This window comes from Variovorax sp. 20P10.2.4 (assembly GCF_058244205.1).
In genome coordinates, this window is record NZ_JBZAYE010000447.1 from 1 (window position 1) to 6,140 (window position 6,140).

A 6,140-nucleotide genomic window follows, 5' to 3' on the forward strand; every position below is an offset into this window, starting at 1 on the left:
CAGGTGCGGCGCGTGCTCGTGATCGAGGACGAGCCGCAGTTCGCCCACATCCTCTACGACCTGGCGCACGAGCTCGGCTACCGCTGCCTGGTCGCGCACGGCGCGGCCGACGGCTTCGCGCTGGCCAGCGAGTTCGTGCCCGACGCGATCCTGCTCGACATGCGGCTGCCCGACAGCACCGGCCTGGACGTGCTGCAGCGCCTGAAGGACTCGCCGCTCACGCGCCACATCCCGATCCACGTGGTCTCGGCCGCCGACAACGCCGAGGCCGCGCTGCACATGGGCGCGATCGGCTATGCGCGCAAGCCCGCCACGCGCGACGAGCTCACGCGCGTGTTCGCGCGGCTGGAGGAGAAGCTCACGCAGAAGGTCAAGACGGTGCTGCTGGTGGAGGACGACGACCTGCAGCGCCGCAGCGTGATCCAGCTGATCGGCGACGACGACATCGAGATCGTCGACGTGGCCTCGGGCGAGGAGGCGCTGGAGCTGCTCCGCAGCCGCATCTTCGACTGCATGATCACCGACCTGAAGCTGCCCGACATGCAGGGCAGCGAGCTGCTCAAGCGCATGGCCTCGGAGGACATCGTCTCGTTTCCGCCCGTGATCGTCTACACCGGGCGCAACCTCACGCGCGAGGAGGAGGCCGAGTTGCACCGCTACTCGCGCTCGATCATCATCAAGGGCGCGCGCTCGCCCGAGCGGCTGCTCGACGAGGTGACCCTGTTCCTGCACAAGGTCGAGGCCGAACTGTCGAGCGAGCGCCAGGGCATGCTCAAGGCCGCGCGCGGACGCGACCGGATCTTCGAGGGCCGCACGGTGCTGCTGGTGGACGACGACGTGCGCAACATCTTCGCGCTCACGAGTGCGCTCGAGCAGCGCGGCGCGAAGGTCGAGATCGGCCGCAACGGCCGCGAGGCCCTCGAGCAGCTCGACCGCGTGAAGGAGATCGACCTCGTGCTGATGGACGTCATGATGCCGGAGATGGATGGCCTGGAAGCCACGCGCCACCTGCGCGCCGATCCGCGCTTCACCAAGCTGCCGGTGATCGCCATCACCGCCAAGGCCATGAAGGACGACCGCGAGCAATGCCTGGCCGCGGGCGCCAGCGACTACCTCGCCAAGCCGGTGGACCTCGATCGCCTGTTCTCGCTGCTGCGCGTGTGGATGCCGAAGATGGAGCGCCTGTGACCGGATCGCCGCCGCCCTCGCCGCCCGAACGGCCGTCGACCGGCCGCCCGGTCCTGCCCGCCTCGCCCGCCGTACCGGGCGCGATCGCCGCGCCGCCGCAGCCGCTGAGCGACACCGAGATCGAGCTGCGCCTGCTGATGGAGGCGATCTACCTCAAGTACAGCTACGATTTCCGCGACTACACGCTGGCCTCGCAGAAGCGCCGCGTGCTGCATGCGCTCACGCAGCTCGGCCTGCCCTCGATCTCGGCGCTGCAGGACCGGGTGCTGCGCGACGCCGCGCTGTTCGGGCGCCTGCTGCAGTTCCTCACCGTCCCGGTCAGCGAGATGTTCCGCGACCCGGCCTATTTCCTTGGCCTGCGCCGGCACGTGGTGCCGCTGCTGCACACCTATTCGTCGGTCAAGGTCTGGGTGGCGGGCTGCAGCACCGGCGAGGAGGTGTTCTCGCTCGCCATCCTGCTGCGCGAGGAAGGCCTGCTCGAGCGCACGCAGATCTATGCCACCGACATCAACCCGGCCTCGCTCGAGAAGGCGCGCCAGGGCATCTTTCCGCTCGAGGCGATCCGCGGCTACACCGCCAACTACCAGCGCGCGGGCGGGCTGCGCGCGTTCTCCGACTACTACACCGCGGCCTACGACGCCGCGCGCTTCGACCCCTCGCTGTGCGCCGACACCATCTTTGCGGACCACAGCCTGGCCACCGACAGCGTGTTCGCCGAGACCCAGCTCGTGTCCTGCCGCAACGTGCTGATCTACTTCAACCGCGAGCTGCAGGACCGCGCGCTCGGCCTGTTCCACGAGTCGCTGAGCCACCGCGGCTTCCTCGGCCTGGGCGCCAAGGAGAGCATCGACTTCTCGGCCTACGCCGAGCGCTTCGAGCCGCTGGCGCGCCCCGAGCGCATCTACAGGAAGGCCACGTGAGACAGGCGCTGCCCTCCCACCTGCGCCGCCGCGTCGAGGCGGTGGTCATCGGCGCCTCCGCGGGCGGCATCGACGCGCTGCTCGCCCTGCTGATCGGCCTGCCCCTGGTCAGCCGCATCCCCAAGGTGGTGGTGCTGCACCTGCCCGAGGGGCACGACAGCCGGCTGGCCGAGGTGTTCGGCGAGCGCGTCGCGATGCCGGTGCGCGAGGCGGCCGACAAGATGCCGCTGGTTCCCGGCACGCTCTATTTCGCGCCGCCCGGCTACCACCTGTCGATCGAACGCGATCGCTGTTTCTCGTTGAGCTGCGAGCCGCCCGTGCTGTTCTCGCGCCCCTCGATCGACGTGCTGATGGCCTCCGCGGCCGACGTCTACGGCGCCGGCCTCGCCGGCGTGTTGCTCACCGGTGCCAACGACGATGGCGCCGAGGGCATGGACCGCATTCACCGTGCCGGCGGGCTGACCGCCGTGCAGGACCCCCAAGAAGCCCTGGTTTCCGTCATGCCCAACGCCGCCATAGCGCGCCATTCGCCCGACTTCGTGCTGCCGCTGCGCGATCTCCACACCCTGCTGATGCACCTGGAGACCGCTCATGGAAATTGACGTCGAAAGCAAGCTGCTGATCGTCGACGACCTGCCCGAGAACCTGGTGGCGCTCGAGGCGCTGATCCGCGCGCCCGGGCGGCCCGTGTTCCGTGCCCAGTCGGCCGAGGAGGCGCTGACGCTGCTGCTCGAGCACGAGTTCGCGCTCGCCATCGTCGACGTGCAGATGCCCGGCATGAACGGCTTCGAGCTGGCCGAGATGATGCGCGGCACCGAGCGCACTCGGCACATCCCGCTGATCTTCGTGAGCGCCGCCGGGCGCGAGCGCAACTACGCCTTCCAGGGCTACGAGAGCGGTGCCGTCGACTTCCTGCACAAGCCGCTCGACCCGCATGCCGTGATCAGCAAGGTCAACGTGTTCGTCGACCTGCACCGCCACCGCAAGGCGCTGCGCCACGAGATGGAACTGCTGGCCCACGCGCACCGCAAGCAGGAGGAGCTGGTGGTGCAGCTGCAGGTCACGCAGCGCGAGCTCGAGCGCGCGGTGCGCATGCGCGACGACTTCATGTCGATGGTCTCGCACGAGTTGCGCACGCCGCTCAACACCCTCTACCTCGAGGCCCAGCTGCGCCAGCTGCACGTGTCCAAGGGCAACCTCGCGGCCTTCACGGCCGACCGCCTGCCCGCGATGATCGAGCGCGACCAGCGGCAGATCCGCAACATGGTGCGGCTGATCGACGACATGCTCGACGTCACGCGCATGCGCAAGGACGCGCTCTCGATCCAGCCCAAGCCGACCGACCTCGCGCAGCTCGCGCGCGCCGTGGTCGAGAACCTGCGCCAGCAGGCCGAGGCCGCCGGCTCCGAGATCTCGCTGCAGGCGCCGGCCGAGCTGCCGGGCGTGTGGGACGAGTTCCGCATCGAGCAGGTGCTGACCAACCTGCTGACCAATGCGCTGCGCTACGGCGGCGGCCGGCCGGTCGAGATGGTGGTGGCGCAGGTCGGCGCCGGCGAGGACGGCTTCGCGCGCGTCAGCGTGCGCGACCGCGGCATCGGCATCGCGGCCGAGGACCAGGCGCGCATCTTCGAGCAGTTCGAGCGCACCGAGCACAGCCGGAAGCACGCGGCCGGGCTCGGCCTGGGCCTGTACATCACGCGCCAGATCGTCGACCTGCACGGCGGGCGCATCGGCGTCGAGAGCGCGCCGGGCGAGGGATCGACCTTCAGCGTCGAGCTGCCGCTGGCCGCGCCGCGAGGATCGGCACAACCGTAGGCTTGCTCCTACCCCACGCGCGGCGCGGTGCCGGGACAATGTTCCATTCCGGACATTTTCAGAAAACCAAAGGCCGCAAAGGCCACCAAGGACCGACCGCCGTGAACGTGCTGATCGTCGACGACAACGAAGCCGCAGCCGACCTGCTGCAGGAACTGCTGACCCTGCAGGACCACACCGCCCGCTGCACCTACACCGGCCAGCAGGCGCTGGACGCCGCCGCCGCCGAACGCTTCGATGCCGCGCTGATCGACCTCACGCTGCCCGACATCCCCGGCACCCAGGTCGCGCGCCGGCTGCGCGAGACCGAGGCGCAGGGCGCCCCGAAGCTGCTGATCGCGATCTCGGGCTTCTCGGCCGCCGATGCCGGCGCCGCGGGCGGCCCCGACGGGCGCAAGCTGTTCGACCACCATCTGCAGAAGCCGATCGACATCGGCGCGCTCGAGGACATCCTCGCGGCCGCGGGCTGAGGCCTTTTTCCGCGGCCTTAGCATCGCGGCCATGCGCCGCTTTCTTCCCTCCGCCCTCCTCGCCCTTGCGCTGAGCGCGCTGGCCGCATCGGCCACCGCGCAGTCTCCCGACACCGTCCCCATCGCGCCCGCCGAGCGCGACCGCCTCGTGGCCCGCACTGCCGAGTTGGTGCAGGCCCACTACGTGCTGCCAACGCAAGCCGATGCCATCGCGGCCCACCTGCGCGCGCGGCTGCGCGACGGGGCCTATGCGGGTATCGAGACGGCCGACGCGCTGCGCGCGCAGCTCGAGCAGGATCTGCAATCGGTGAACCAGGACCGGCACCTGCTCGTGGGCTTCAGCCGCGAGCCGCTGCCGAAGCCGGCCGATCCGAAGGCCGTCGCGGCGGCGCAAGCGCAGCTGGCGCGGCAGTACGTGCGCCATAACCACTGTTTCTACAAGGCCGAGCGCATGGCCGGCAACGTTGGCTACATCGACCTGCGCTGTTTCGACAAGCCCGAGGCCGTGGCGAAGACCGCCGCGGCCGTCTTCGATTTCCTCGGCCACACCGATGCCCTGATCGTCGACCTGCGCCAGAACGGCGGCGGCTGGCCTGCGGGCGTGGCCCAGGTCAGCAGCCATCTGCTCGAAGGCAAGGTGCACCTCAACGACGTGCTGCATCGCGAAGGCCGCCGCGTGGAGTCGCACTGGACCCGCGCCAGGCTGCGCGGCCCGCGCTACCTGAACCGGCCGGTCTATGTGCTGACCAGCAGCCAGACCTTCTCGGGCGGCGAGGAGTTCGCCTACAACCTGCAGGCGCTGAAGCGCGCCCGCATCGTCGGCGAGCGCACCAAGGGCGGCGCCCATCCCTCCAGGAACCATCGGTTGAACGATCACTTCGAGGTCACGATCCCCTTCGCGCGCTCGATCAACCCGATCACGCGCACCAACTGGGAAGGCACGGGCGTCGTGCCCGATCTGCCAGCCGGCGCGGACGAGGCGCTGGGCGTGGCGCACCTGGCGGCGCTCAAGGAGCTGGTCGGCAAGGACGGCGATCCCGCGACCGTGGGCGATGTGAGCGCGGCGATCGAGGCGGCGGAGGCCGTGAAGGCATCGGCCGGCGCGCGCAAGTAGGTCCGGGCGATTGCGCCGCTCAACTCGCCGTCAGCACCTTCAACGTCAGCTGCAACACCATCGGCTGCCGCATGTCCCGCGGCGGCGGTTCCGACAGCGGCTGGGCGGTCAGCAGCTGGCGCAGGTCGGCATCGGCCTGCGCGTTGCCCAGCGAATCGAAGGCCACGCGCTCGGGCCGGCCGTCGGGTGCGACCCATACGCGCACGATCAGCGGCGGGGGCGGCAGGGTGCGGCCCTCCTCGAGCAGGCGCTGCTGCATCCAGGCATGCAGGCGCTGCACGGTCTCGTCGGCCGGGTCGCTGAGGCGGCCCTGGAACTGGTTGCCGGCCAGCTCGGCATAGCTGATCCAGTGCTGCGGCACCGGTGCGCGCGCCGAGGGCGCGGGCTGGGCCTGCACGGGCATGTGCACGGCGGCCAGGCCCAGGCCGGCGAGGCCGAGCGCGCGGAACAGGCTGGCCCAGGGCCGCGGCGCGGCGGCGGAATGACGGTGCAAGGGAAACATGCGTTCTTTCGGGAAAGTTCTGGAAATCGGTGCCGGCTCAGCCGCACAGCACGCCGACCGACAGCGTGGCGGCGCGCGCGGCCGGCGACTGCTGGGGGCCGAGCTGCGGGGTGTCGCTCTCGCTGTAGGCC

7 protein-coding genes are annotated in these 6,140 nt (G+C 70.4%); 6 read left to right on the top strand and 1 reads right to left on the bottom strand.

Annotation, left to right across the window (positions count from 1 at the left end; translation table 11 throughout):
• The 6 genes from AC27VN_RS29800 to AC27VN_RS29825 all read left to right on the top strand — a co-directional run.
• Positions 1 to 1,188, top strand: a 1,188-nt coding sequence (locus tag AC27VN_RS29800) for a response regulator (RefSeq protein WP_490878880.1), incomplete at its 5' end; no start/stop codon positions are given.
• A 53-nt stretch (positions 1,189 to 1,241) separates the two neighbouring features.
• Entirely contained in the window at positions 1,242 to 2,108 is an 867-nt protein-coding gene (locus AC27VN_RS29805; RefSeq protein ID WP_281078289.1) for a CheR family methyltransferase, read from the top strand.
• Positions 2,105 to 2,710, top strand: a complete 606-nt coding sequence (locus AC27VN_RS29810; protein WP_208511741.1) for a chemotaxis protein CheB — start codon at positions 2,105 to 2,107, stop codon at positions 2,708 to 2,710. Before AC27VN_RS29805 ends, AC27VN_RS29810 begins: the two co-directional genes overlap by 4 nt.
• Positions 2,700 to 3,923: a hybrid sensor histidine kinase/response regulator gene (locus AC27VN_RS29815; protein ID WP_296782544.1), complete on the top strand. Its 1,224-nt coding sequence runs from the start codon at positions 2,700 to 2,702 to the stop codon at positions 3,921 to 3,923. Before AC27VN_RS29810 ends, AC27VN_RS29815 begins: the two co-directional genes overlap by 11 nt.
• Before the next feature lie 101 nt (positions 3,924 to 4,024).
• Positions 4,025 to 4,393 carry a response regulator gene (locus tag AC27VN_RS29820; protein ID WP_177239277.1) on the top strand — a complete coding sequence of 123 codons (369 nt, stop codon included), beginning with the start codon at positions 4,025 to 4,027 and terminating at the stop codon, positions 4,391 to 4,393.
• Positions 4,394 to 4,424: 31 nt separating this feature from the next.
• Positions 4,425 to 5,507, top strand: a complete 1,083-nt coding sequence (locus AC27VN_RS29825; RefSeq protein WP_490878881.1) for a S41 family peptidase — start codon at positions 4,425 to 4,427, stop codon at positions 5,505 to 5,507.
• Between the two features lie 19 nt (positions 5,508 to 5,526).
• Here the strand turns inward: AC27VN_RS29825 and AC27VN_RS29830 are convergent, their stop codons facing one another.
• Entirely contained in the window at positions 5,527 to 6,000 is a 474-nt protein-coding gene (locus AC27VN_RS29830) for an energy transducer TonB (protein ID WP_296799654.1), read from the bottom strand.
• Positions 6,001 to 6,140: the final 140 nt, after the last annotated feature.